The 2,805-nt window shown below is 74.0% G+C and carries 2 protein-coding genes; both read left to right on the top strand.

The features are described 5' to 3' along the window. Nucleotides 1–376 precede the first annotated feature (376 nt). The gene (locus G5C51_RS41325) at nucleotides 377–856 is read left to right on the top strand and encodes a hypothetical protein (RefSeq protein WP_165245990.1); all 480 of its coding nucleotides are present in this window, start codon (nucleotides 377–379) and stop codon (nucleotides 854–856) included. A gap of 109 nt (nucleotides 857–965) precedes the next feature. After that, nucleotides 966–2,805: AfsR/SARP family transcriptional regulator (locus G5C51_RS41320; RefSeq protein WP_165245988.1), on the top strand; the 1,840-nt coding region annotated here is incomplete at its 3' end.

Below are 2,805 nucleotides of genomic sequence, written 5' to 3'. Positions count from 1 at the left end.
GGTCAGGTCCTGCTGCCGGGCGGCGGCCTGGTGGGCGGGCCGGGCAGCAGGGGCTGGCAGTTGCCTTAGCGATGCCGTGCAAGGCCCGGCGACGCGCGACACAAGGGATGCGAAAGCTTCTCCCTCTCCCTCACCCGCTCCCTCTTCTCTTCTCTTCTCTTCTCTTCTCTCCTCCGCCGCCCGGCAGGCCAAGCCCCCCGCCCCCCACTCCCTTCCGTAGCCAGCCATCCCACTGGCACCGGGCCCGAAGGCAAGTCGGCGACGCTGCCGTCACCATCCGATGCCAAGCCATCCGTGCAGCACCCGCACGAGCGATGTCAGTGCCAGGACGTAGCCTCGGCGCCTCTGTACGTGATGATCCGCAAGGAGTCTCACCATGGATCCTGATGTGCCGCCCGACGGCCGCACCGACTTCGATTTCCTCTTCGGCCGCTGGCAGGTCCGTAACCGCAAGCTGCTGGACGTCACCGACCCGGCATGTGAGGAGTGGACCGAGTTCGACGCGACCTCCGCGATCGAGCCGATCCTGGGCGGCCTGGGCCACGTCGACCGAATATGGACCGACACCTTCGAGGGCTTCACGCTGCGCCAATACGACCCGGAAGCCAAGCTCTGGCGGATCTGGTGGGCCTCCAGCACCCGGCCCGGCCATCTCGACCCCGCCATGGAGGGGTCCTTCACCGACGGCCTGGGCCGCTTCCACTGCGAGGACGTCCTGGGCGGTCACACGGTGAAGGTCCGCTTCGACTGGACGAACGCCTCTCCCGACACAGCCCGATGGGAGCAGGCATTCTCCTACGACGGCGGAGCCACCTGGCGTACCAACTGGACCATGGACCTCAGCCGGATCGCATAGCTCCGCCATTCCGCCACACGGCGCGGCTACGCGGCTACGCGGCTACGCGGCCGCGCAGCCGCGCGCCCGAGCGAAGCCGATGCCGCCCGACCTGCAGCAGTCCGCGACAATGTTCGCCATGCGCTATCGCATCCTCGGCCCCACCCAGGCCCTCACCCCCAGCGGCGACCCCGCCGCCCTCGGCGGTGCGCGGCTGCGTGCGCTGCTGGCGGCGCTGGCGCTGGAGGTGGGGCGGGTGCGTACGACCGAGGTGCTCATCGCCGAGGTCTGGGCCGTCGACGAACCACCCGCGGACGCCGCCGGCGCGCTGCAGGCCCTGATCGGCCGGCTGCGCCGGACCCTCGGCCACGACGCCGTCGACTCCGTGGAGGGCGGCTACCGCCTCGCCGCCGACCGCGACGACGTCGACCTCTACCGCTTCGCCCGGCTCGCCGACGAGGGCAGCCGCGCCTTGGCCGACGGCGACCCGGACAAGGCCGCGGCCCTCCTCGACGACGCACTGGGCCTCTGGCGCGGCCCGGCTCTCGCCGACCTGCCCGACAGGACGGCCCCCGCGGCCCGTTGGGAGGCCCGCCGCCTCGACGCCCGCCGCGACCGTACGGCGGCAGCGCTAGCCCTCGGCCAGGCGGAAGCGGTGCTGCCGGACCTCCGCGCCCTGTGCGCCGCACACCCCCTGGACGAACGGCTGCACGCGCTGCACCTCCGCGCACTCCGCGATGCCGGCCGCACAGCGGAAGCGCTCGCGGCATACGAGGCGCTACGCGAGTCGCTCGCCGATCAACTGGGCGCAGACCCGGGCAGTGAGCTGCGGGCACTGCACGCCGAGTTGCTAGGCGCCGCCGCCTCACCCCGACCGCCGGCCGAAGCCGCCAACTCTCGCCCGAGCAAGACCGAGAGCCCGGGAAGCCGCACCCCAGCCCGCCGCCCACACCGGCCAGGCACACCGCCCTCGGACGGCACGGCTCCGACGGCCCCGCCACCCCCAGGCAACCTCCGCGCCCGCCTCACCAGCTTCGTCGGCCGCGAGACAGACATCCACTCCCTGGGCGAGACCCTCACCGCCCACCGACTGGTCACCCTCACCGGCCCCGGCGGCGCCGGCAAGACCCGCCTCGCCCAGGAGGCAGCGGAGGCCGCCCAGGCGGCCAAGGCGGCGCAGCCCGAGCAGACCACGCCACCCGTCCCGCCCGAGCACCCGACGCAGTCCGACACCCCCTGGCCCGACGGCGTATGGCTAGCCGAGCTGGCCCCGATCGCCGCCGCTGCCGACGCCGCCGCCATCGCCGACGCCGTGCTCGGTGCGCTCGGCGCTCGCGAGACCGTTCTGCGCGGCGCCACCGACGCGCTGCGCACCACGGACCCCGTGGCCCGCCTCGCGGAGTACTGCGCCCGGCGCCGCATCCTGCTGATTCTCGACAACTGCGAGCACGTCATCGGCGCCGCCGCCGAAGTCGCCGAGCAGCTCCTGACCGGCTGCCCGGGCATGACGGTCCTGGCCACCAGCCGCGAGCCGCTCGCCGTCCCGGGCGAGGTGGTACGGCCCGTGGACCCGCTGCCCGACGCCGCCGCGCTGCGGCTGCTGGCGGAGCGCGGGGCCGCGGCGCGGCCGGGGTTCAGCCCGGCCGACGATCCCGTCGCCTGCGCGGAGATCTGCCATCGCCTGGACGGCCTCCCCCTCGCCATCGAGCTGGCGGCGGCCCGGCTCCGTATGCTGACACCGCGTCAGCTCGCGGACCGCCTCGACGACCGCTTCCGCCTCCTGACCAGCGGCAGCCGCACCCTGCTCCCACGCCAGCAGACCCTGCGCGCGGTCGTCGACTGGTCCTGGGACCTCCTCGACCCCCGCGAACGCGCCGTCCTCGCCCGCCTGTCCGTCTTCGCCGGCGGCTGCGACCTCACCGCCGCGGAATCCGTCTGCGCAGACCCACCCGCGCCCGCACCCACCAACC

The sequence above is a fragment of the Streptomyces coryli genome, from assembly GCF_011044975.1.
GTDB classification, from domain to species: Bacteria; Actinomycetota; Actinomycetes; order Streptomycetales; family Streptomycetaceae; genus Streptomyces; species Streptomyces coryli.
The sequence above is the reverse complement of the archived record's forward strand: the minus strand, read 5'-3'. Positions and strand labels throughout refer to the sequence as shown.

What these genes read in the sequence shown, in the direction of transcription:
- G5C51_RS41325 (WP_165245990.1), top strand. Translation starts at nt 377, where the DNA reads ATGGATCCTGATGTGCCGCCCGACGGCCGCACCGACTTCGATTTCCTC.